Below are 22,399 nucleotides of genomic sequence, written 5' to 3'. Positions count from 1 at the left end.
GTGGTGCGCGGGGGGGGGGGCGCTCGGGGGGGGGGGGGGGCCCCCCCCCCCCCCCCCCAAGGGGCGCGGGGAACTGCGCGACCAGCCCCCACCGCCCCGCAGCCGAAGAAGAACATGGGGGTCGAAGGGGCGGAGCCCCTGGGGATGGGACGGGTAGGGGCGGCGGGGCGAGGAAACCCGGCGTCAGCCAGCCGCTCGCCTTGCGATCCCGTGGAAATGGACCGTCATCGCCCGCTGCGCCCCCTCCACGTCCCGTGCACGCAGCGCGGTCACGATGTCACGGTGCCAACGGGCGGTGAGGGAGGGAGACGGATCCTCGGAGCGCCCCCGCGCGCCGTTGACCCGCCGGAACACCGTCCAGAACGCGGCCAACAACTGCGGCACGAGATCATTCCCGAGCGAGGCGTACAGCAGCTCATGGAACTCACGGTCCAAGTCGGGGAAGGGCCGCCCCGCCCGCCCCGCCACCTCCATCCGGGACACCACGACCTCCAGCCGATCCAGCTCCCCCTCCGTCACCGTCGCCGCCACCCGCCGGATCAACCCCTCCTCCAACACCTCCCGCACCTGAAGGATCTCCGCCAACGCCCCCGAGTCATCATGACCATGCCGGGCAAGCGTGCGAAACGTCAGACCGTCGATCAGCGGCGTCAGAGACGCCTGGCCGACATACGTGCCGTAACCGTGCCGGATCTCCACGATGTCGAGGGCCTGGAGAGCCTTGAGCGCCTCACGGACGGAGTTGCGACTGACGCCAAGGCCGTCCATGAGCTCCGCCTCGGTGGGCAGCAGCGCGCCCGCCTGGAGCCTGCGGTCGATGATCAGCTGCATGACCTGGCGCTGGATCCGGCTGTTCCTGGACTCCTCGGACGTACGACTGTTCCTGGGCTGCCCGGGCATGCGGCGCATGGTACGCGCACCCGGACGTCCCACGTCCCATGTCTGCCGCAAACTCCCCTGACGAGGGGTCAACTCACGCCATTCCACAGCGTCATTGGTCCGACCTGTGGCAGATGCGCCATTCGTGTGAGATCCCTTGACCGCCCCCACCGCCCCACCTATGGTCGCGCTGACCGGGAGGACGTAGGACGTCGTATCTCCTCGCCGGAGCAGAGCACGAACCCATCGCCGGAGCACACACCCATCCGCTGGAGGACCCGTGCGCGACGTGACCCACGACGTGACCCACGACGTTCCGGCGCCGCACCGCCGGTCGTTCCTGAAGTACACCGGCGCGCTGGGCGCGGCCGCCGCCGTCTCCGCGTCGCTGTCCGCCTGCTCCTCGGGGCCGGAGTCCACCAACGAGACCGGCGGAGGCGGTGGCCAGAACAGGACGCTGACCGCCGTCATCGGCTACGGCAACGACGGCAGCTGGGATCCCACCCAGACGGCGTCCGCGTTCTGCATGGCCGCCAACAACCACATCTACGAGGGGCTCCTCGACACCGACCCGATCTCCCGGGAGCCGTACGCGGCCCTCGCCACCCAGGTGCCGGCCGACCCGAACGCCACGTCCTGGAAGTTCACGCTGCGCGCGGGCGCCAAGTTCCACGACGGGAAGCCGGTCACCGCCGATGACGTGGTCTTCGTCTTCGACCGGATTCTCGACCCCGACACCCAAACCCTCGCCAAGGGGTTCTTCGCCGGCTGGCTGAAGGAAGTGCGGAAGATCGACGCGCAGAACGTCGAGCTGGTGCTCAAGTTCCCCTTCCCGGACGGCCTTTCGCGACTCACCCTCGCGAAGATCATGCCGAAGCACGTCTTCTCCCAGCCGGGTGCCTGGGACGACGCCATCAAGGGCAAGGCGATCGGCTCGGGGCCGTACCGGCAGACCGCGCACCACCCGAAGTCCAACACCACCTTCGAGGCGTATCCCGACTACAACGGCCCGCGCAAGCCCGCCTTCAAGAAGATGAACTGGCTGACGATCGTGGACGCGGCGCCACGCGTGGCCAGGATCTCGGGCGCCAGCGCGGGCGCGCAGATCGCGGACAACATTCCGTACGCCAACATCCAGCAGCTTGAGGGCGGCGGGCTGAGCGTCGCGGGCGGTGCCGGGATGAACAACCTGTTCCTGATGTTCAACACCAAGCACAAGCCGTTCGACGACGTACGCGTCCGCCAGGCGCTGCACTACGCCATCGATACCGAGAAGATGATCGAGGTGGCCCTCAAGGGGCACGGGAAGGCGTCCTCGTCCTTCCTCAACGAGGCCAATCCCAGCTACCGGCGCGCGAAGAACGTCTACGACCACGACCCCGACAAGGCGAAGGCGCTGCTGAAGGAGGCCGGGGTCAGCGGGCTGGAGATCGAGATCCTGGCCGTGAATGTCAGCTGGATCGTCGACTGTCTGCCGACCATCAAGTCCTCCTGGGACGCGATCGGCGTCAAGACCACCCTCTCCCCGCAGGAGACCACCGCCGTCTTCACCAAGATGGACCAGAAGCAGGACTACCAGGTGGTCGCCGCCGCCTCGAACCCCAACCAGTTCGGCCTCGACGCCGACCTGATCATGCACTACAACTACGGCCCCGAGAACCTGTGGATGCAGTACACGCGGTGGGCCGACGACTCCGTCGCCAAGGCGCTGTTCAAGGACATGGACCAAGCGACCCGGGAGCCGGACACCGAGAAGAAGAAGACGATGATCCAGGACTACATCGACATCGTCGCCGAGCAGGCGGTGCTCTACCCGGTCGTCCACAACGAGCTGATGACGGCCTGGAACCCCAAGCAGCTCAGCGGGATAAGGGCACAGCCGTATCCCGGTATCAACCTCCTCCAGGCCAAGTGGGCCTAGCCGCACCGGGAGCCCTCCGTGATCGCCGTCGTCAGGATCCTGGCCCGCCGTGTCGCCCTGCTCGTGCCGCTGATGCTCGGCATCGTGCTGTTCGTGTTCCTGGTCATGCGCTTCTCGGACGTCGACCCGGCGTCCGCGTTCTTCCAGGGCGCCAACCCCACCCCCCAGCAGCTGCACGACTTCCGCGAGGAGAACGGCCTGCTGGATCCCCTCCCCGTCCGCTACGTCGCCTTCATCGGCGACCTGCTCCACGGCGACATGGGCATCAGCGCCCTGACCCGGGCGCCGGTCGTCGACCAGGTGATGACCGCGCTGCCGCTGACCCTCCAGCTCACCTTCCTGGGCCTCGGGATCGCGGTCGTGCTGTCCCTGGCCGGCGGCGTCACCGCGGCCATCTACCGTGACCGGCTGCCCGACCAGATCATCCGGGTCGTGTCGCTGACGGGTGTGGCCGCGCCCGGCTTCTGGCTGGCGCTGCTGATGATCCAGTACCTGGCCGTCGACCTCGGCTGGTTCCCGACCGGCGGCTACATCAACCCGGCGGACTCCTTCACCGGCTGGCTCAAGACCATGACGCTCCCCGCCCTCGCGCTGTCCCTGCCGGTGGCGGCACAGCTGACCAGGATCGTGCGGACGGCGGTGGTGGAGGAGCTGGACAAGGACTACGTACGGACGGCGATCGGCAGCGGGCTGCCGCCGCGGGTGGTCGTGGGGCGGAACGTGCTCCGCAACGCGCTCATCAACCCGCTCACCGTCCTCGGACTGCGCGTCGGCTATCTCCTCGGCGGCGCGGTCGTCATCGAGACGATCTTCTCCCTGCCCGGCATGGGGAAGCTGATGATCGACGCCGTGAAGAACGGTGACCCGGCCGTCGTCCAGGGCGTCGTGCTCACCACGGCGACCGGCTTCGTCGTCGTCAACCTCGTCATCGACATCCTGTATCTGCTGGTCAACCCGCGACTGCGGGAGGCGACATGACGTTCAACCGGGGCCGTCTGACCGACGCCCTGTCCCGGCCCGGCATCCGGCTGCGCGGCTGGCGCCGGCTGCCGCTGCTGTCGAAGGTGGCCGTCTGCTTCCTGGCGGTCGTGGTGCTGCTGGCGCTGTTCGCCCCGCTCCTCGCCCCGCACGACCCGCTCGACCAGCAGCCGCCCGTCGACGGCACCGGGCACCCGTCCGCCGGCCACTGGATGGGCCAGGACAGCCTCGGCCGGGACATCCTCAGCCGGCTGATGTACGGCGCCCGCTGGTCGTTGGCGATCGGGCTCGGCGCGACCGGGCTGGCCCTGGTCGTCGGCGCGCTGATCGGGGCCGTGGCGGCGACCTCCCGCAAGGCGGTCGACGAGACGCTGATGCGCTGTCTGGACGTGGTGATGGCGTTCCCGGGCATCGCGCTGGCCGCCGTGCTCGTGGCCGTGTTCGGCGGCGGGATCACCGTCCTGATCTGCGCCATCGCGTTCCTGTTCACCCCGCCGGTGGCGAGGGTCGTCCGGGCCAACGTCCTCGACCAGTACGGCGAGGACTACGTCACGGCGGAACGGGTCATCGGCGCCCGGACGCCCCACATCGTCATCAAACACGTGGCCATCAACTGTGCCGCGCCCGTGCTGGTGTTCTGCACGGTCCAGGTGGCGGAGGCGATCGTCTTCGAGGCGTCGCTGTCCTTCATCGGAGCGGGCGTGCGGCCGCCCGACCCGTCCTGGGGCAGTGTCATCGCCGACGGCAAGAACATGGTGCTGACCGGCGGCTGGTGGGCCACCGTCTTCCCCGGTCTGCTGATGCTGGTGACGGTGCTCTCGCTGAACATCCTCTCCGAGGGCGTGTCCGACGCCTGGGCGGCACCTTCGGCGCGCGAGGTCGACGTACGGGACGCCGCCGACCGGCTTCAGGCGCCGGAGCCGGGCAGCGGTGAGGTGCTGCGGCTGCCGGGGCTGACGGAGGCCGCGGCACGACTGCGGTCCCGGGCGCGCCCGTTGCCCGGGGGCAGGCTGCCGGTGCTCGCGGTCGAGAACCTGGCGATCGGGTTCGAGGGCCGCCATGCCGGCGTGGACATCGTCGACGGCATCAGCTTCGAGGTGGAGCCCGGTGAGGTGCTGGGGCTGGTCGGCGAGTCGGGCTGCGGGAAGTCGCTGACCGCGCTCGCGGTGATGGGACTCGAACCGAAGGGCGCCCGGGTGCGCGGCCATGTCCGCTTCAACCAGCGGCAGTTGGTGGGCGAGCCGATGCGGGTACGCCGCAAGCTGCTCGGCCACGAGATGGCGATGATCTACCAGGACGCCCTGTCGTCCCTGAACCCGGCGATGACGATCCGCTCCCAGCTCAAACAGGTCGTACGCCGAGGAGGCCGCCGCAGCCCGCACGAACTCCTGACGATGGTGGGCCTCGACCCGGACCGCACCCTGCGCAGCTACCCGCACGAACTCTCCGGCGGCCAGCGCCAGCGCGTCCTGATCGCCATGGCCCTGTCCCGCGACCCGAAGCTGATCGTCGCCGACGAGCCGACGACCGCGCTGGACGTCACCGTGCAGGCGCAGATCATAGAGCTGCTGCTCAGGCTGCGGGAGGAGCTGGGCTTCGCCCTGATCCTGGTCTCGCACGACCTCGCGCTGATCGCGGACGTCACCGACCGGGTGGTCGTGATGTACGGCGGGCAGATCGTGGAGACGGGCGTGACCGCCGACCTGGTGGAGTCCCCGGCGCACCACTACACGCGCGGCCTGCTCGGCAGCGTGCTGTCCCTGGAGTCGGCGCAGGAACGGATGACGCAGATCAAGGGCGTCGTCCCCTCCCCCGCGGACTTCCCGGCGGGCTGCCGCTTCGCCGACCGCTGCCCGCTGGCGAGCGAGGTGTGCCGCACGACGGCCCCCGACCTGACCGGCACACCGACCCATACGGCGGCCTGCCATCACCCGGCGATCCTTCTGGCGCCGACGGACCGGTCCGAGAGCGGGGTCGTCCAGTGAGTTCATCAGGTTCGGTGTCCGCTCTGGTGGAGCTGTCCGACGCGCACGTCGTGCACAAGGCCCGCAGCGGCGGGCTGTTCACCCGGGACAGGGTGTACGCCCTGACCGGCGCCGATCTCACCATCGCGGCCGGCGAGACGGTGGGCGTGGTCGGCGAGTCGGGGTGCGGCAAGTCGACGCTGGCGAAAGTGCTGGTGGGAGTGCAGCGGCCGACGGCCGGAACGGTCTCCCTGCGGGGCCGGGACCTGTGGGCGATGAGCCCGGCCGAGCGCAGGACGGCGGTCGGCGCCGGAACCGGGATGATCTTCCAGGACCCGTCGACCGCGCTGAACCGCCGGCTGACGATCCGGCAGATCCTGCGCGACCCGCTGGACGTGCACGACCGGGGCACCAGGGCTCAACGTGAGGACCGGGTACGGGAGTTGATGTCTCTGGTCGGACTGCCCCGCGCCCTCACCGACGCCCTGCCCGGCCAGCTGTCGGGCGGTCAGCGCCAGCGCGTCGCCATCGCCCGCGCGCTGGCCCTGGACCCCGACCTGGTGGTGGCGGACGAGCCGACGAGCGCGCTGGACGTGTCGGTGCGCGCCCAGATCCTGAACCTCCTCCTCGACCTGAAGGAGCGGCTGGGCCTCGCCCTGGTCTTCGTCTCGCACGACATCCAGACGGTACGCCGGATGAGCGACCGGGTGATCACGATGTACCTGGGCCGGATCGTCGAGGAGGCCCCGGCGGCCGGTGTCACCGACGGCTCCCGGCATCCGTACACCCGCGCCCTGTTCTCCGCGACCCCCGGCCTGCTGGACCCCATCGACCCGATCCCGCTGGTCGGCCCGGTCCCGTCGGCGACCCGGCCGCCGAGCGGGTGCCCCTTCCGCACGCGCTGCTGGAAGGCGGACGAGGTGTGTGCGCGGGAGATGCCGGGCTTCACGGCCGCGTCGAGCCCGGAGCACCGTTTCAGGTGCCACCATCCGGTGGAGGAGGGCGAGGCCACCCGCGACCTCGTACAGCAGAGCAACCTTGCCAAGGAGCCTTGATGTCCATGCCCACCCCGCTCACCGGTGTCGTCCCGCCCGTCTGCACGCCCCTGACACCGGACCGCGAGGTGGACGTCCCGTCCCTGCTCAGGCTGGTGGACCATCTGGTGCAGGGCGGGGTGCACGGCCTGTTCGTGCTGGGCTCGACGTCTGAGGCGGCGTATCTGACGGACCGGCAGCGGCGGCTGGTGGTGGAGTCGGTGACCGGGCATGTGGCAGGCCGGCTGCCGGTGCTGGCCGGCGTGATCGACATGACGACCCCGAGGGTCCTGGACCATGTACGGGCCGTCACGGAGGCGGGCGCCGACGCCGTGGTCGCGACGGCCCCGTTCTACGCCCGCACCCACCCCGCCGAGATCGCCCGCCACTACCGCCTGATCGCGGCCGCCTCCCCGGTGCCGGTGGTGGCCTACGACCTTCCGTCCTCCGTCCACACCAAGCTCCCCGCCGACGTGGTCCTCGACCTGGCCGCCGAGGGCACTCTGGCGGGCCTGAAGGACTCCAGCGGCGACCTCGCCGGCTTCCGCGAGGTCGTCGTCGGCGCCCGCACGCGTCCCGACGTCGAGGACTTCAGTGTGCTGACCGGTTCCGAGCTGATCGTCGACGCGGCGCTGGAGGTGGGCGCCGACGGTGCGGTGCCGGGACTGGCCAACGTCGACCCGCACGGCTACGTACGGCTCGACCGGCTGTGCCGGTCCGGCGACCTGGCGTCGGCCCGGGCCGAACAGGAGCGGCTGTGCGGGCTGTTCGGCATGGTGACCGTCGGGGATCCCGGGCGGATGGGCGGCAGCTCGTCGGCGCTGGGCGCGTTCAAGGCGGCGCTGCATCTGCGGGGCGTCATCGACTGCCCGGCGACGGCGGAACCCCAGGTGCCGCTGTCGGCGGCGGAGGTGGAGCGGGTCGGGAAGTTCCTGGCCGGAGCCGGGCTGCTCTGAGATCCGCCCGTAACTCGCCTGTAACTCCCCATCCTGGCCGGGGAGTTCATTGACAGACCTGAGACGTCAGGGACCTTGACCCCGACCATGCGGAGTGGTCGAATCCGAGGCACGGAAAACGTTGCCCACGCGGCCCGCTCAGCCGCGTCCCTCCCCCCTCGGCAAGCCCGGAACAACGACGTCCCCCTCCCCTCCCCCACGAGGTACAAGTGTCGCTCCGCGATGGCAGTTACGGCGGCAGTCACAGCGCCGGCCCCTCGATGCCCCCAGCAGATCCCGATCCGCTCTCCGTCACCGACCCCGACCCGACCCTGTACAACGACGATCTCGCCCCACTGCCGCACAAGAAGCGGAAGTGGGGCGCGTTCGCGATCTTCAACGTCTGGTCCAGCGACATCCACAGCCTCTTCGGCTACACCCTGGCCGCCACGTTGTTCACGACCTCCGGCCTGAACGGCTGGTGGGTGTTCACCGGCATCATCCTCGCCGGGTGCATCGTGATGCTGCTGGTGAACCTGACGGGAAAGCCGAGCGTCAAGTACGGCATTCCCTACCCGGTCATGGCCCGGGTGGGGATGGGCGTACGCGGTGCGCAGTTCCCCGCACTGGTGCGGGCCGCCGTCGCCATCTTCTGGTACGGCGTGCAGACCTACTTCGCCTCCACGGCGGTCGCACTGCTGATCACCGCGACCACCGGATACACGGGCAGCGGAACCTTCCTCGGCATGAGCTCCGTCGGCTGGCTCTCCTATGTCATCGTGGCGGTGTTCCAGCTCGGACTGTTCCTGCGGGGCATCGACTGGATCACCCGCTACCTCAACTGGGCCGGCCCGTTGGTCTACGTCGTCATGATCGCCCTGGTGGTGATCATCTGGAACGAGGCGGGAAGCGGTCTGGCGGCCGAGCTCGGCGACATCTTCGCGGGGTCCGGCGGCGACGACAGCACGTCGGTCTCGGCGTTCGTGGGCGTGGTCGGCACGATGGTCGCCTACTTCGCCGCGGTGATCATCAACTACGGTGACTTCGCCCGGTTCGTCAAGACCGAGCGGCGGATGACCTGGGGGAACTTCTTCGGACTGCCGGTCAGCCTCGCGTTCTTCTCGTTCCTGGCCCTGGTCATCACCGCCGGCACGGGAGTGCTGTTCGGGGAGCCGCTGACCAACCCCTCCGACATCGTGGAGCGGGTCGACAACACCTGGCTGACGGTCATCGCGGCGCTGACCTTCTTCACCGCGACGGTCGGGATCAACCTGGTCGCCAACTTCATCCCGCCCGCCTACGACCTGACCAACACGAGCCCCGACATCATCAGCGCCCGTGGCGGCGGCGTCATCACGGCGCTGGTCGCGTTCGTCATCGGCGCGCTGTGGATCCCCGTGATCAGCCACCTGGGACTCGCGAAGTTCGTCGACACACCGGGCGCGCTGCTGGCGCCGCTCTACGGGATCGTGGTGATCGACTACTACCTGATCCGAAAGCAGCGGCTCAACGTGCAGGACCTGTTCTCGGCCGAGCCGGACGGTGCCTATTACTACACCAGTGGCTGGAACTTCAGGGCGCTCGCGGCGTTCGCGCTCGCCGCTGTCTTCTCCGTCTCCACGGTGTGGTCGCCCTCGATGGCGCAACTGACCGGGTACGCATGGCTCTTCGGGGCGGTCATCGGAGGGGCCTTGCACTACGTGTTCATGCGCGGACGCGCCTTGGCCGACGCGTGGGTGCTCCGGGTGCGCCGGGTGCACCGGGTGCGCTGACGCGTCACAGCCCCACCGGCAGCCGCCGGAACTCGATCGACTCGTACGGCCCGGCCACCCCGGTCTCGTACAGGATCCCGACCGTCCGCCGCCCCAGCGGCACCAGGTCCGAGTACGCCGCCCGCTGCTGGGACAGCGTCAGCGCCTTCGTGAAGGTCGCCCCGCCGTCGGTACTGCGCCACACGGCCATCGACTGGCGGGCGGTCGGGACGGACGGCCCGGAGAACAGCAACGGGCCGTCTCTGCCGGTGAGTTGGAGGACGCTTCCCTGCACCACCGGCACGTCGTTCAGTGAGGGCTGGACCGTGTACGGGCGGTCCAGGGTCTGTCCGCCGTCGCTGGAGACGCTGTCGAGACGGTTGCCGGTGCTGGTGCCGAGCTGGTCGCGGGAGTTGAAGTACAGCCTGCCGTCGGGGAGTTCGGCGGCGGTGGACTCGTTGGCGTTGTTGTGGCCGTCGTACGTCTCGTCCACGAAGCCGGTGCGCCAGGTGCGTCCGCCGTCGTCGCTGTAGATGGCGTGGGCGCCGTAGTACTTGGCCTCCTGTCCCGTGTCGGTGGAACCGTTCGGCGGGGCCACCGAGTGGTTCGACGGGACGACCAGCCGTCCCGCGTGCGGCCCGTGCCGCAGCGCCACGGCGTGGCCCGGCCCTGTCGCGTACCACCGCCAGTTCGCCGGTTTCACGTCGCTGGTGATGTCCCGCGGCGCGCTGAAGTGCCGCCCGTCGTCCACGCTCCGCTGCACGAACACCCGCCGGCTCTGCTCCGCCGTCACCTCGCCCCGCATTATCTGCGCCTCCGTCACCTCCCCGCTGTTGTAGGAGGTGACCAGCACGATCGCGCCGGTGGCCGGATCGACGACCGGCGCCGGGTTGCCCCGCGTGTCCCCCTGCCCGGCGGCGACCACCGTCACCGGCCCCCAGGTGCAGCCGCCGTCGAGGGAGCGTCTGAGGACGACATCGATGTCGCCGGTGTCGCCCGCGCCGTCGTGCCGGCCCTCCGCGAACGCCAGGACGGTGCCGCGCGGGGTCGTGAGGGTCGCCGGGATGCGGTACGTGTCGTAGTCGCCCTCGCCGGAGACGTAGGGCACGGAGGACGTGCAGCCGGTGTCCGCCGAGGCGGTGCCGGTCGTGATGAGCGGGGCGGTCAGGAGGACCGCGGTGAGCAGGTAGGTACGCCCGGGTGTGCGGCTCAGGATGGTCATCGAGTTCCCTCGACTTCCCTTGACGGAGTGTCAGCATCGACCTGTCCGTCACAGGCTTCCCGGAGTCACCATCCCCGACTCGTACGCCACGATGACCAGCTGGGCCCGGTCCCGTGCCCCGAGCTTGCCCATGATGCGGCTGACGTGGGTCTTCGCCGTGAGCGGGCTGAGCCCCAACGCCTCCGCGACCTCGGTGTTGTTGAGGCCGCGCGCGACCAGGGTCAGCACCTCGCGCTCGCGTTCGGAGAGGCATTCGGGCCCGGCCGCGGCGGGGGCGCAGGGGCTGCGCAGGAACCGCTCGATCAGCCGTGCGGTCGGCCCGGGCGACAGCAACGCCTCCCCCGCCGCCACCGTGCGGATCGCGTCGAGCAGTTCGGCCGGGCGGGTGTCCTTGACGAGGAACCCGGAGGCGCCGGCGCGCAGCGCGTCCACGATGTTCTCGTCGGTGTCGTAGGTGGTGAGGACCAGGATCCGCACCCCGGCCAGGTCCTCGTCGGCCGCGATCAGCCGGGTCGCCTCGATGCCGTCGAGGTCGGGCATGCGGATGTCCATGACGACGAGGTCGGCGCGGGTGCTGCGGGCCAGCTCCGCCGCCTGTCGGCCGGTGGCCGCCTGGCCGACGACCGCCATGTCCGGGGCCGACTCCACCAGCATGGCGAACGCCTCCCGGACGAGTGTCTGGTCGTCCGCGAGCAGCACCCGGATCATCGGTCCCCTCCCCCGTGGGTGACGGGATCGGCTGCGACCGGCAGTACGGCGCTCACCTCGAAACCCCCCTCGTCGCGCGGTCCGGCGTCGAGTGTGCCACCCACACTGCGCGCCCGCTCGCGCATACCGACGAGGCCGTAGCCCGAACTCTGCGGGTCGGCGGCGCGGCAGATCCCGTCGTCGGTCACGGACACGTGCAGGGCGCCGCGCTCCTCGTACAGCTCGACCCGTACGGCCGGTTCGGGGCCCGCGTGCCGGACGACGTTCGTCAGCGCCTCCTGCACGATCCGGTACGCGGCCGCCCCCACGGCGGGCGGCGCCTGCCGCACCCGTACCGTCGACTCGACCCGGGCCCCGGCGAGCCGGGCCGCCGCCACCAGGTCCGGCACCCCGTCGAGCCCGGGCAGCGGGCCGCGTGTCTCGCCCGCGACGCCCTGTTCACGCAGCACCTCCAGTGTCGTACGGAGTTCACCGCGGGCCGTGCGACAGGTGTCGGCGATGTCGTCGAGGGACTTGGCGATCGACCGGCGGTCCAGCCGCTCCGGGTCGGCGGCGAGCACATGTGCGGCCACCGAGGTCTGCACGCCGATGAGGGTGATGCTGTGGGCCAGCAGGTCGTGCAGGTCGCGGGCGATGCGCAGGCGTTCCTCGGCGACGCGGCGGCGGGCCTCCTCCTCGCGGGTGCGCTCGGCGCGTTCGGCGCGTTCGACGATGGCGGCGACGAACTGGCGGTAGTAGCGGACGTCGATGCCGCAGAAGAGGACCGCGACGACCCAGCCGGAGATCCGCAGGATCTCCATCGTCTCGCCCGGGTTGGTCAGCGCGTTGATCACCAGCGTCACGCCGAGCACCGCCGCGCCGATGAGCAGCGTCCGGCGGACGGTGCCGGTGGCCGCGATGGTGTACAGCACCACCAGGGTCGCCGGGATGGGCGCGGCGTGGTTGTTGTCGAGCGCGTGGTACGGGGCGACGCACACCAGCACCATGAGCATGACGAGCACGGGGCGGTGGCGGCGCCAGACGAGCGGCACGTTGGCGACGAGCAGCAGGGTCCAGCCGAGCGCGTCGGGCCGGAGCCCGTGATCGCCGAGCAGGGCGGTGACGGTGGCGAGGGCGGCCGCCGCCACGGCCAGCAGCGCGTCGTTGCGGGTGCGGTGCGGGGCGGTCAGGGGGTCGCGGTTGATCGCGGCCATGACCCGCTCGCCGATCCGGGGCCGCTGCGCTGTCGTGGGTGCCTGCACGGGTTCATCTTCCGGGACGGCGGCGCCCCTCCGTCAGGGGAGGGGCGCCGGTCGGTCAGGGGACTCAGACGGCCACGGGCTCCGGTTCCTTCGGCGGGACGGACGGCCGGGGCGGCCCCTCGGGCTCCCGGGAGAGCCGGCCCGGCCACCACACCCTGCGCCCCAGGGCCACGCTCGCGCTGGTCACCAGGTAGGTGCGCACCAGGAACGTGTCGAGCAGCACGCCCACCGCGATGACGAAGCCCAGCTCGACCAGTGGCACCAGCGGCATGCTGGTGAGCACCGCGAAGGTGGCGGCGAGGACCAGCCCGGCGGAGGCGATGACGCCGCCCGTCGTGCGCAGCGCGGTGAGCGCGGCGGTCGCCGGTTCGGCGCCGTTCAGGCACTCCTCGCGCATCCGGTGCATCAGGAAGATGCCGTAGTCGACGCCGAGCGCGACCAGGAACACGAAGGACAGCAGCCCGAGCCCGGGGTCCGTGCCGTCGAAGCCGAAGAGCGGCCCGAAGACGAGTCCGCCGATGCCGAGCGCCGCGCCCCACACCGCGACCACGGCCGCCACCAGGATCAGCGGCGCGACGATCGAACGCAGCAGGGCGACCAGGATCAGCAGGACGGACAGCAGCACGATCGGCACGACGACCAGCCGGTCGCGGGCGTTGGTGTCCTTCAGGTCGATCTGCTCGGCGCTCGCCCCGCCGACGTAGGAGCCGTCGAGCTTGTCGCGCAGCGCCTCGATGGTGGCGGTCTCCCCGGCGGACTGGGGCGGTGCGGTGGCGAGGACGGAGATCTCGGTCCAGCCGTCTCCGGTACGGCCTTCCTGGGCGCTGTCGACACCGCGCGTGGCCCGGATCGAGGCGAGGGTCGCCTCGGCCCGCTCCTGCGGCGTGATGACGCTGATGGGCTGGGTGCCGCGCTCGGGGTAGGCGGCGGCGAGGGTCTCCATCGCGGCGACGGCGTCGGGCTTGGAGGTGAAGGAGTCCTCCTGTTTGAGGCTGCCGGGCAGGTTGAAGGCTCCGAGCGCGAGCGCGCCGAGCAGCACGGCACCGGCCGCGAGGACGGTGAGCGGACGGCGTCCGGCGGAGCTGCCCATCGCCGTGAACAGGGACCTGCGGGCCTTGGCTGTGCTGCCGTGGCGCGGCACGAGCGGCCAGAACACGCGCCGGCCCAGCAGCACGAGGATCGCGGGCAGCAGCGTCAGCATCGCGGCGAGCGCGCACAGCACGCCCACGGTGCCGAGCGGGCCCATGCCCCGGCTGGAGTTGAGGTCGGCGGCGAGCAGGCAGAGCAGTCCGGCGGCGACGGTGCCGGAGGAGGCGAGCACGGCGGGCCCGCAGCCCTTGAGCGCGGCGACCATGGCGTCGTACGGCCGCTCGATCCGCCGTAGCTCCTCCCGGTACCGGGAGACGAGCAGCAGGGCGTAGTCGGTCCCCGCCCCGAAGACCAGGATCGTCATGATGCCGGAGCTCTGGCCGGACACGGACGTCCCGAAGCCCTGGTTGAGGCCGTAGGCGACGCCCATCGACAGATAGTCGGCCATACCGGCCACCGCGAGCGGCACGAGCCACAGGAACGGACTGCGGTAGATGAGGATCAGCAGCAGCGCGACCACCGCGGCGGTGGTGTAGAGCAGCGGTCCGTCGAGCGAGTTGTAGACCTCGGCGGCGTCGGTGGCGAGCGCGCCCGACCCGCCGACGTCGACGTTCAGCCCGTCGCCGTCCCGCGCGATGTCCCGCACGTCGCCCACGAGGGCGTCCCGCGCCTTCTCGTCCTGCCCGGGTTCGGTGCTGGCCACCGGGTACATGAGGGTGGTCCCGTCCCTGGACGGGATGCCCCGCGGCTCGTCGGTGAGCCGATGTGCGCCGGCGATCCGCTCGATCTGCCGGGCGGCGGTCGCCCGGTCCGCCGCGGTGAGCCCGCTGTCCCGGTGGTAGACGACGACCATCTCGGTCGCCTCACCTCCCGGCAGCCGGTCCTCGATCCTGGCCACCTGCGTGGAGTCGGCGCCGGCGGGCAGATAGTCGACGGCCCGGTCCCGCTGCACGTCCGCGAGCTTCGACGCGAACGGCGACGCCAGCGCGAGCACGGCGATCCACAGCCCCAGCACGAGCCAGGGAACGGCCCGCCGCCGTGTGCTTGTCCTTGCGGCCCCCATGAGACGGGCCTCCCTCCGGGTCGGTTGTCCGGTGCGCTTCCAGAGTTCCGGCGCCGGCCTGCGGATTCGTCGGACGGGAGGGCGAGTTGGGGCCTACTGCCGGGGTCGGCACGGCGGCGCGATTACTCCCTGGGGAGTACGACGGGAGACGGCACCTGAGTATCCGTACTCAGGCCCCGCCCGCTCGTCCCGGCGATGCTGGCCCCCATGACCGCCCCCGCCGGCCTCCCGCACTTCCACGGCGCCAACGTGCCGCCCCCGCCGACCGGACGCCGATGCCTGCCCGTCGCCGCTGACCTCGCCCTGGCGGTCGGACTCCTCGTCCTCGACGCCGTCGGGGCGGTCGTGGCCTTCCTGCTCGGCATCGACGTCACCGGCGACTGGCGGCCGTTCGACCCGGGCGCGGACAACTCCGACGTCGTCCTCACGATCGACTGGCTCTACTTGGGCATCACCGGCGTCGTCATCCTGCTGACCGCCGCGCTGCCCTACCTGCTGCGCGCCTTCGTCAGCGTCGCGTTCCAGGTGCTCGCCGGCATGATCGTCCTGCTCGTCGCGGTGAGCGGCGCGCAGTACGACCAAGAGCGCGGCGCCCGGGCGGACAGGGCCGTGTCGGTGGCGTACCGCTGATGGTCCGGGGCTACGACGGCGTGCGGGCCGCGGCGGCCAGCAGGCGGGGCACGTCGTCCGCGCAGAGGGTGAGGGCCGCGCCGACCGTCGCCAGGACCTCGCGCTCGGCGGGGGTGTACGGGCCGTCGGCCAGGGCGATACGGGCCCCCTGGAGCAGGATCGACTCCCGGCCGGGCGGCGCGAGGTGCGGGGCGAGCGGGTCCAGCGCCTCGTGGAGCTCTATGGCGAGCCCGGCGCCGCAGGGCTCGGAGAAGACCCGTCCGGTGTCCGCCGCGAGGGCCTCGACCAGGGCGCCCAGCCCGTCCTCGGTGCAGTCGTCGAAGCCGGCCGCGCGCACCGTGACCGCCGCCGCCTCCAGGGCCGGCCGGGCGCAGGTGCCGCCGGCCGCCAGCACCGCGAGGGCGACGGTGTGGACGGCGTCGCGGAGCATCGCGGAGAACCGGGTGGTCGTCGGATGGTCGAGGACGTCGGTGCCGAAGTGCCGGCGACAGGCGGCGCACTCCACGACGGGCCCGGTCTCACCGCGCGGCAGCACCGGCACCCCGAGGAAGGTGAAGCGGCGCTGTCCGGTCAGCCGCTGGTAGTTGCGGTCACCACCGCATCCGGGGCAGAAGAACTCCCCGTCCCCGACGGCCGACCACGCGGTGCGGGTGCCCAGGATGCGCGCAGCCCTGGCAGCACGGCCGTCTCGTCCCCGTCCTGGCAGCACGTCGCACCTCCGTAAGCCCACGGCAACGTCGCCGCGCTTGCGTGATGTTAGCCACATCATGGACGCGCAGTCAGTACCCCGAACGAGACCTTTCCGTGACCTGCACAGGTCAATGGCCGGAAATGGACGGTCCCGCCCACCAAAAAACGGGGGCGGGACCTTCAAACGCCGGGCCGCGACAACGCCCTAAAGGGGCGCGGGGAACTGCGCGACCAGCCACAACGACCCCGCAGACGACCGACGACACACCCCGGCACATCCGTGGTCGCACAGCTCCCCGACGGAGCGAACCGTCAACGAGCAGCCCTGTTGACGGCGGAGACGACCGCCTTCAGCGACGCCCGCGTCGTATTCGCATCGATCCCGATCCCCCACAGCACCTTGCCGTCGATCGCACACTCGATGTACGAAGCGGCCTGCGCCGACGCCCCCTCGCTCATCGTGTGCTCCTGGTAGTCCAGCAGGCGCACATCGATCCCGATGGACTGCAGCGCGTCGAAGAAGGCCGAGATGGGCCCGTTCCCGGACCCGGTCAGGACCGTGTCCTGACCATCCACCGTGGCCTCCACCTTCAGCGTGTCCACACCGTCGGTGTCGGTCGTCGACTGGTTGTTCTTGACCTGCACCCGCCCCCACGGGTTCTCCGGGTTCGGCAGGTACTCGTCCTGGAACACCGCCCAGATGTCGCCGCCGGTGACCTCGCCGCCCTCGGCGTCCGTCTTGGCCTGGATCAGCTTGGAGAACTCGATCTGCATCCGGCGCGGCAGGTCCAGCTTGTGGTCGTTCTTCAGGACGTAGGCGATACCGCCCTTGCCGGACTGCGAGTTGACGCGGATGACGGCCTCGTACGACCGCCCGACGTCCTTGGGGTCGATCGGCAGGTAGGGAACGGCCCACTCGATGTCGTCCACCGTCACGCCCTTGGCCGCCGCGTCGGCCTCCATCGCGTCGAAGCCCTTCTTGATGGCGTCCTGGTGGGAGCCGGAGAAGGACGTGTAGACCAGGTCGCCCACGTACGGGTGGCGCGGGTGGACCTCCATCTGGTTGCAGTACTCCCACGTACGACGGATCTCGTCGATGTCGGAGAAGTCGATCTGCGGGTCGACGCCCTGCGAGAACAGGTTCATGCCCAGGGTGACCAGGTCGACGTTGCCGGTGCGCTCGCCCTGCCCGAACAGACAGCCCTCGATGCGGTCGGCGCCGGCCATCAGCGCCAGCTCGGCCGCCGCCACCGCCGTACCGCGGTCGTTGTGCGGGTGGACCGACAGACAGACGTGCTCGCGGCGGGACAGGTTGCGGCCCATCCACTCGAACCGGTCCGCGTGCGTGGACGGCGTCGAACGCTCCACGGTGGCGGGCAGGTTGAGGATGATCTCGCGGCCCGGGCCGGGCTGCCAGACGTCCATGACCGCCTCGCAGACCTCCAGCGCGAAGTCCAGCTCGGTGTCGGTGAAGATCTCGGGGCTGTACTGGTAGCCGAACTCCGTCTCCGGGCCCAGCAGCTTCTCGGCGTACTCCATCACCAGACGGGTGCCGTCGACGGCGATCTGCTTGATGTCGTCCTTGGAGCCGCGGAACACCACCCGGCGGAAGACGGGAGCGGTGGCGTTGTACAGGTGCACGGTCGCCCGCTTGGCACCCTTCAGGGACTCCACGGTCCGCTCGATCAGGTCCTCGCGGGCCTGGGTCAGTACGGAGATGGTGACGTCGTCGGGGATGGCCCCCGGCTCCTCGATGATCGACCGTACGAAATCGAAGTCCGTCTGTCCCGACGCGGGGAAGCCGACCTCGATCTCCTTGTAGCCCATCTTGACCAGCTGGTCGAACATCCGGCGCTTGCGCTCGGGCGACATCGGGTCGATCAGGGCCTGGTTGCCGTCACGCAGGTCCGTGGAGAGCCAGCGGGGGGCGGTGGTGACACGGTTCTGCGGCCAGGTGCGGTCCGGGATGTCGACCTGCTCGTAGCGGCCGTACTTGTGGATCGGCATGGAACTGGGCTGCTGGCGGTTCGCCATGATGCTTCGGGCTCCTCAGGGTGTCCGGAAGGACGGCCGACGACGCAACGCCAAGCTCCGCGGGGAGGGAGTCGACCTGGACTACAGGCCCTCGCCGCGGCAGCTAAGAAGAAGCAGCCCGAAACGCATGATGCGCAGCATGCTAGCCGAGCCACTCCCCGTGCGGGGCGTCGTATCAGTATGCGGGACCCGGGGGACGAATAGGACAAAACGTGTTCCATACCACTTCGTCACGGAGCGTGCGGCTCCCTGTCCGTATATTTCACCAATCATGGTGGCGGGTAGTGACAGCCCGGTGACCCAGTGCAAAGGTGCCGGGCATGACGACCAACGGGGGCTTCGAGCCCGTCTTCTGCACCGTCGTTCCGCCACACGTCCTCGACAAACTGGCCCGCAACGACGACCCCGCACTCTCCGGTCCGGCGCGCCGGACCCTGATGCGCGACAGCGAGCTGCGCGGCAGGCGCCGCGTGACGACCGAGTTCGCCCTCGCGGCCGCCCCGACGGCGAAGGCACCGTCGGACCAGCCGCTGCGCAGCATCTACGACGCCGAGCACGGCACCGCCCTGCCCGGCACCAAGGTCCGCGGCGAGGGCGAGGACCCCGGCCAGGACGCCACGGTCAACCGCGCGTACGCCGGTCTGGGCGCCACCTTCGACCTGTTCCTCAAGGCCTACGCCCGGCACTCCATCGACGGCGACGGCCTGCCGCTGGACGCCACCGTCCACTACGACGAGAACTACAACAACGCCTTCTGGAACGGCGAGCAGATGGTATTCGGCGACGGGGACGGCGAGATCTTCCTCGACTTCACCATCCCGATCGACGTGATCGGCCACGAGCTCAGCCACGGCGTCACCCAGTACACGGCGAACCTCACCTACTACGGCCAGCCGGGCGCGCTGAACGAGTCCATGTCGGATGTCTTCGGCGCCCTGATCAAGCAGTACACGCTCGGTCAGACCGCAGCCGAGGCCGACTGGCTGATCGGCGCGGGCCTCCTCGCCCCCAGCGTCACCGGCAAGGCCCTGCGCTCCATGAAGGAACCGGGCACGGCGTACGACGACGACGTCCTCGGCAAGGACCCACAGCCCGCGACCATGGACGACTACGTCCGCACCGGCCGCGACAACGGCGGCGTCCACATCAACTCCGGCATCCCCAACCACGCCTTCTACCTGGCCGCCACCGCCCTCGGCGGCCACGCCTGGGAGAAGGCCGGCCAGATCTGGTACGACGTCCTGACCGGCGGCGAACTGTCCGACCGGGCCATGTTCACCGACTTCGCCAAACTGACCGTCAAGGCCGCGCGCGAGCGCTTCGGCGACGGCGGCGAGGAGCTCCAGGCCGTGTCGAAGGCGTGGGAACAGGTCGGGGTGCGGATCCTCTGAGTCCGTACTAGACATTGACCCATGCGTATTCAGGTACGGCGCACGGGTGGTTTCGCGGGCATCGAGCGGCACGCCGAGGTGGACACCTCGGGGCGGCCCGACGCCCAGGAGTGGCACGCCCTGGCCGAGAGCGCGCTCGCGTCCGGCCGGGGCACGCCCCCCATCGGGGTCCCGGACGGCTTCAGCTACCAGATCACCGTGGACGACCGGACGGTGTACTGCGCGGATCCCCGGCTCACGGACGAGCAGCGGAAGCTGATCTCGCGGGTGCTGAAGGAAGGCGCTTGAGGAGAGCGCGTAAGGACAGCGTGTGAGGGGAGTGCGTAAGGGAGCGTAACGGGCAGTTCACGCCGGGGCGTTGACTTCTGTTACCGCCGGTACGGATGATCCGGCGCATGGCGATCGATGAGCGCGGTGCGACGAACCCGATACCTCAGTTCCCGACCGGTTTCCTCTGGGGCGTCTCCACGTCCGCCCACCAGATCGAGGGCGCCGCGGACGAGCGCGAGCGGTCCGTGTGGGACGCCTTCACGGCCGAGCCGGACCGGGTGAAGGACGGCTCCACGGCCGAGGTGGCCTGCGACCACTACCACCGCTACCCCGAGGACGTGGCGCTCCTCGCCGACCTGGGCGTGGACGCGTACCGCTTCTCCATCTCGTGGCCCCGTGTGAACACCCCGAAGGGCCTCGACTTCTACGACCGTCTGGTCGACGAGCTGTGCGCTGCGGGCGTGCGGCCGGTGCCGACGCTCTTCCACTGGGACCTGCCGGTCGGCCTCGACTGGCTCGACCGGGACACCGCCGACCGTTTCGCCGCGTACGTGTCCGTGGTCGCCGAGCGTCTGGGCGACCGCGTCAAGAAGTGGATCACGATCAACGAACCCGCCGAACACACCCTCCTGGGCCACGCTCTGGGCACCCACGCCCCGGGCCGAAAGCTCCTCTTCGACGCCCTCCCCGTCGCCCACCACCAGCTGCTGGCCCACGGCCGGGCCGTACGGGCCCTGCGCGCGGCCGGCGCCACGGACGTCGGGATCGCCAACTCGCACGGCCCGACCTGGCCGGCCTCCCAGGAGCAGCCGGACCTGGAGGCGGCGGACTTCTACGACGTACTCCTCAACCGGCTCTTCGCCGACCCCTTGCTGCTCGGTCAATACCCGGAGGGCATCGGCGAGTTGATGCCGGGCGATGTCGAGGCGGACCTGAAGGTCATCTCGGAACCCCTCGACTTCTACGGCGTCAACTACTACGCGCCGACCCGCGTGGGCGCTCCGCAGGGCACCGAGATCGAGTTCGGCGGGGTGCGCATGCCGGCCGAACTGCCCTTCTCGGTCCGGGAGATCGAGGGTGTGCCGACGACGGACTTCGGCTGGCCGGTGGTCCCCGAGGCCCTGACGGAACTGCTCACCGGCTTCCGCGACCGCTACGGCGACCGCCTCCCGCCGATCGTCATCACCGAGAACGGCTGCTCCTACGAGGGCGTCGACGACCAGGAGCGGATCGCCTACCTGGACGGCCACATCCGCGCGCTGCACCGGGCGGTCGAGGCGGGCGTGGACGTACGCGGCTACTTCGTCTGGTCGCTGCTGGACAACTTCGAGTGGGCCGAGGGGTACGCGCGGCGCTTCGGGCTGGTGCACGTGGACTTCGAGGATCCGGCGAAGCTGACGCGGACGCCCAAGGCGTCGTACGGCTGGCTGCGGGACGTGCTGCGGACCCAGGGATGACGGCCGGCGCCCTGGCCGACCCCACCGAGCGGGTCGGCCGGGGCTGGACGGCGACGCTGTCGCTGGCCAACGTGGCGATCTGGGTGGGCTGGTACGGCCCGCTGCAGATCCTGCTCGCCCAGCAGGCGGAGGACTTCGCGCCCGGCACGGGGATGTCGAAGGAGACGCTGCTCGCGTGGGTGACCGGCGTCGGCGCGGCCGTGTCCCTCGTGGCGAACCCGTTCTTCGGTGCCCTGTCGGACCGCACCACGGCCCGCTGGGGCCGCCGTACGCCATGGATCGTGGCCGGCGCGGCGGGCGGCGCGCTGTCGCTGCTGCTGCTCGCCGGTGCGGGCGGGCTGTGGGCGATGGCGGTCGGCTGGTGCCTGGTCCAGCTGACCCTGAACGCGGCCTTCGCGGCGGTGACGGCGGCGGTGCCGGACCGGGTGCCGCGGCTGCAACGGGGGGTGGTGGGCGGCTGGCTGGGCGCGGCGCAGATCCTCGGGGCGGTCGCGGGTACGGGGCTGGCGACGGCCACCGGCGGGATCGCGGCGGGGTACGCGGCGTGTGCGGTGTTCGTGGTGGCGGGGGTGCTGCCGTACGTGCTCCGGTACCGGGATCTCCGGCTGGAGGGCGCGGACCGCCCGGCGTGGTCGTCGAAGGACTTCTTGACGGGCTTCTGGCTCAGCCCGCGCCGCTACCCCGACTTCGCCTGGGCCTGGCTGACCCGCTTCCTGATCAACCTCAGCAACGCGCTGGTGATCCTCTACCTGCTGTACTACCTGCGGGACCGCCTTCGCCACGACGACCCCGAGCAGGGCGTGCTCATCCTCACCGCCGTGAACAGCGTGACGCTGCTGGCCACGGTCGTGGTGGGCGGTGCCTGGTCGGACCGGGTGGGCCGCCGCAAGCCGTTCGTGTACTGGTCCGGCGTACTGATGGCGGCGGCCACGGCCCTGCTCGCCGCCTGGCAGACCTGGCCGAGCGCGATCGTCGTGGCGGCCCTGCTGGGCCTGGGCCTCGGCGTCTTCATGTCGGTCGACTTCGCGTTGATGACGGACGTGCTCCCGAAGGCGCTGGACCGCGGCAAGGACCTGGGCGTCATCAACGTGGCCAACGCCCTCCCCCAGGTGGCGGCCCCCGCCCTGGCCGCCACCTGGGGG

The 22,399-nt window shown here is 70.7% G+C and carries 18 protein-coding genes; 11 read left to right on the top strand and 7 right to left on the bottom strand.

Going from position 1 to position 22,399, the window contains the following annotated elements; genetic code table 11:
* Positions 1 to 183: 183 nt before the first annotated feature.
* Positions 184 to 909, bottom strand: a complete 726-nt coding sequence (locus L0P92_RS27525) for a FadR/GntR family transcriptional regulator (RefSeq protein ID WP_372497344.1) — start codon at positions 907 to 909, stop codon at positions 184 to 186.
* Positions 910 to 1,168: 259 nt separating this feature from the next.
* Here L0P92_RS27525 and L0P92_RS27520 point away from each other — a divergent pair, with 259 nt between their 5' ends.
* The 6 genes from L0P92_RS27520 to L0P92_RS27495 all read left to right on the top strand — a co-directional run bounded on the left by L0P92_RS27520 (position 1,169) and on the right by L0P92_RS27495 (position 9,483).
* Positions 1,169 to 2,800: an ABC transporter substrate-binding protein gene (locus L0P92_RS27520; RefSeq protein ID WP_234765750.1), complete on the top strand. Its 1,632-nt coding sequence runs from the start codon at positions 1,169 to 1,171 to the stop codon at positions 2,798 to 2,800.
* Between the two features lie 18 nt (positions 2,801 to 2,818).
* A complete protein-coding gene (locus L0P92_RS27515; RefSeq protein WP_234765746.1) occupies positions 2,819 to 3,778 on the top strand; it encodes an ABC transporter permease in 960 nt (319 codons plus the stop codon).
* On the top strand, positions 3,775 to 5,763 hold the full coding sequence (locus tag L0P92_RS27510) for a dipeptide/oligopeptide/nickel ABC transporter permease/ATP-binding protein (RefSeq protein WP_234765745.1): 1,989 nt from the start codon (positions 3,775 to 3,777) through the stop codon (positions 5,761 to 5,763). Before L0P92_RS27515 ends, L0P92_RS27510 begins: the two co-directional genes overlap by 4 nt.
* A gap of 14 nt (positions 5,764 to 5,777) precedes the next feature.
* The gene (locus L0P92_RS27505) at positions 5,778 to 6,797 is read left to right on the top strand and encodes an oligopeptide/dipeptide ABC transporter ATP-binding protein (protein ID WP_234765743.1); all 1,020 of its coding nucleotides are present in this window, start codon (positions 5,778 to 5,780) and stop codon (positions 6,795 to 6,797) included.
* Positions 6,797 to 7,732, top strand: coding sequence for a dihydrodipicolinate synthase family protein (locus tag L0P92_RS27500; RefSeq protein ID WP_234765741.1), 936 nt, complete (start codon positions 6,797 to 6,799; stop codon positions 7,730 to 7,732). Before L0P92_RS27505 ends, L0P92_RS27500 begins: the two co-directional genes overlap by 1 nt.
* A gap of 209 nt (positions 7,733 to 7,941) precedes the next feature.
* Positions 7,942 to 9,483, top strand: a complete 1,542-nt coding sequence (locus tag L0P92_RS27495) for an NCS1 family nucleobase:cation symporter-1 (RefSeq protein WP_234765740.1) — start codon at positions 7,942 to 7,944, stop codon at positions 9,481 to 9,483.
* A gap of 4 nt (positions 9,484 to 9,487) precedes the next feature.
* On the opposite strand, the gene L0P92_RS27490 is transcribed toward L0P92_RS27495, so the two are convergent.
* From L0P92_RS27490 to L0P92_RS27475, 4 genes are all read right to left on the bottom strand, one after another.
* Complete coding sequence (locus L0P92_RS27490) at positions 9,488 to 10,684, bottom strand: sialidase family protein (RefSeq protein ID WP_234765738.1); 1,197 nt, start codon at positions 10,682 to 10,684, stop codon at positions 9,488 to 9,490.
* 48 nt (positions 10,685 to 10,732) lie between these two features.
* Entirely contained in the window at positions 10,733 to 11,392 is a 660-nt protein-coding gene (locus tag L0P92_RS27485) for a response regulator (protein WP_234765736.1), read from the bottom strand.
* Positions 11,389 to 12,585, bottom strand: coding sequence for a sensor histidine kinase (locus L0P92_RS27480; RefSeq protein ID WP_234765748.1), 1,197 nt, complete (start codon positions 12,583 to 12,585; stop codon positions 11,389 to 11,391). Before L0P92_RS27480 ends, L0P92_RS27485 begins: the two co-directional genes overlap by 4 nt.
* A 112-nt stretch (positions 12,586 to 12,697) precedes the next feature.
* Positions 12,698 to 14,785: an MMPL family transporter gene (locus L0P92_RS27475; RefSeq protein ID WP_234765735.1), complete on the bottom strand. Its 2,088-nt coding sequence runs from the start codon at positions 14,783 to 14,785 to the stop codon at positions 12,698 to 12,700.
* Between the two features lie 207 nt (positions 14,786 to 14,992).
* Between L0P92_RS27475 and L0P92_RS27470 the strand changes: the two genes are divergently transcribed.
* A complete protein-coding gene (locus tag L0P92_RS27470) occupies positions 14,993 to 15,415 on the top strand; it encodes a DUF6234 family protein (RefSeq protein WP_234765734.1) in 423 nt (140 codons plus the stop codon).
* Between the two features lie 10 nt (positions 15,416 to 15,425).
* On the opposite strand, the gene L0P92_RS27465 is transcribed toward L0P92_RS27470, so the two are convergent.
* The gene (locus L0P92_RS27465; protein WP_234765733.1) at positions 15,426 to 16,124 is read right to left on the bottom strand and encodes a TerB family tellurite resistance protein; all 699 of its coding nucleotides are present in this window, start codon (positions 16,122 to 16,124) and stop codon (positions 15,426 to 15,428) included.
* A gap of 293 nt (positions 16,125 to 16,417) precedes the next feature.
* The gene (leuA, locus tag L0P92_RS27460; RefSeq protein ID WP_234765732.1) at positions 16,418 to 18,139 is read right to left on the bottom strand and encodes a 2-isopropylmalate synthase; all 1,722 of its coding nucleotides are present in this window, start codon (positions 18,137 to 18,139) and stop codon (positions 16,418 to 16,420) included.
* A 320-nt stretch (positions 18,140 to 18,459) separates the two neighbouring features.
* Here leuA and L0P92_RS27455 point away from each other — a divergent pair, with 320 nt between their 5' ends.
* From L0P92_RS27455 to L0P92_RS27440, 4 genes are all read left to right on the top strand, one after another.
* On the top strand, positions 18,460 to 19,530 hold the full coding sequence (locus L0P92_RS27455; RefSeq protein ID WP_234765731.1) for a M4 family metallopeptidase: 1,071 nt from the start codon (positions 18,460 to 18,462) through the stop codon (positions 19,528 to 19,530).
* A gap of 21 nt (positions 19,531 to 19,551) precedes the next feature.
* On the top strand, positions 19,552 to 19,818 hold the full coding sequence (locus L0P92_RS27450) for a protealysin inhibitor emfourin (protein WP_234765730.1): 267 nt from the start codon (positions 19,552 to 19,554) through the stop codon (positions 19,816 to 19,818).
* A 95-nt stretch (positions 19,819 to 19,913) separates the two neighbouring features.
* Complete coding sequence (locus L0P92_RS27445) at positions 19,914 to 21,257, top strand: GH1 family beta-glucosidase (RefSeq protein WP_234765727.1); 1,344 nt, start codon at positions 19,914 to 19,916, stop codon at positions 21,255 to 21,257.
* A partial coding sequence (locus L0P92_RS27440) for an MFS transporter (protein ID WP_234765726.1) occupies positions 21,254 to 22,399 on the top strand: 1,146 nt, incomplete at its 3' end. The genes L0P92_RS27445 and L0P92_RS27440, both read left to right, overlap by 4 nt.

This window comes from Streptomyces muensis (assembly GCF_021474425.1).
GTDB lineage: Bacteria > Actinomycetota > Actinomycetes > Streptomycetales > Streptomycetaceae > Streptomyces > Streptomyces muensis.
This window is presented reverse-complemented; position numbering and strand designations above follow the sequence as displayed.

Bases quoted from the DNA above. Each gene is read 5' to 3' on its own strand.
- L0P92_RS27525 (WP_372497344.1), bottom strand. From the start codon at position 909: ATGCGCCGCATGCCCGGGCAGCCCAGGAACAGTCGTACGTCCGAGGAG.
- L0P92_RS27510 (WP_234765745.1), top strand. From the start codon at position 3,775: ATGACGTTCAACCGGGGCCGTCTGACCGACGCCCTGTCCCGGCCCGGC.
- L0P92_RS27500 (WP_234765741.1), top strand. From the start codon at position 6,797: ATGTCCATGCCCACCCCGCTCACCGGTGTCGTCCCGCCCGTCTGCACG.
- L0P92_RS27490 (WP_234765738.1), bottom strand. From the start codon at position 10,684: ATGACCATCCTGAGCCGCACACCCGGGCGTACCTACCTGCTCACCGCG.
- L0P92_RS27485 (WP_234765736.1), bottom strand. From the start codon at position 11,392: ATGATCCGGGTGCTGCTCGCGGACGACCAGACACTCGTCCGGGAGGCG.
- L0P92_RS27480 (WP_234765748.1), bottom strand. From the start codon at position 12,585: ATGGCCGCGATCAACCGCGACCCCCTGACCGCCCCGCACCGCACCCGC.
- L0P92_RS27475 (WP_234765735.1), bottom strand. From the start codon at position 14,785: ATGGGGGCCGCAAGGACAAGCACACGGCGGCGGGCCGTTCCCTGGCTC.
- L0P92_RS27470 (WP_234765734.1), top strand. From the start codon at position 14,993: ATGACCGCCCCCGCCGGCCTCCCGCACTTCCACGGCGCCAACGTGCCG.
- leuA (WP_234765732.1), bottom strand. From the start codon at position 18,139: ATGGCGAACCGCCAGCAGCCCAGTTCCATGCCGATCCACAAGTACGGC.
- L0P92_RS27455 (WP_234765731.1), top strand. From the start codon at position 18,460: ATGACGACCAACGGGGGCTTCGAGCCCGTCTTCTGCACCGTCGTTCCG.
- L0P92_RS27450 (WP_234765730.1), top strand. From the start codon at position 19,552: ATGCGTATTCAGGTACGGCGCACGGGTGGTTTCGCGGGCATCGAGCGG.
- L0P92_RS27445 (WP_234765727.1), top strand. From the start codon at position 19,914: ATGATCCGGCGCATGGCGATCGATGAGCGCGGTGCGACGAACCCGATA.